1 protein-coding gene is annotated in these 286 nt (G+C 60.8%); it reads right to left on the bottom strand.

Features of this window, described 5'->3' with window-relative positions; all coding sequences use genetic code 11:
* The coding region (locus LPB67_RS19075; protein ID WP_262838924.1) for a GTP-binding protein at window positions 1-286 on the bottom strand (286 nt) is incomplete at both ends.

A 286-nucleotide genomic window follows, 5' to 3' on the forward strand; every position in this document is an offset into this window, starting at 1 on the left:
CTCGCGGACTTCCATTTCGACCAGTTCCAGCAACTCTGCGTCGTCGACCATGTCGCACTTGTTCAGGAACACGATGATGTAGGGTACGCCAACCTGGCGCGCCAGCAGGATGTGTTCGCGGGTTTGTGGCATTGGGCCGTCTGCTGCGGAGCAGACCAGGATCGCGCCGTCCATCTGGGCGGCGCCGGTGATCATGTTTTTGACATAATCGGCGTGGCCTGGGCAGTCGACGTGGGCGTAGTGGCGACCGGCTGTTTCGTATTCGACGTGGGCGGTGTTGATCGTG

The sequence above is a fragment of the Undibacterium sp. Jales W-56 genome (assembly GCF_025548535.1).
Taxonomy (GTDB): Bacteria; Pseudomonadota; Gammaproteobacteria; order Burkholderiales; family Burkholderiaceae_D; genus Undibacterium.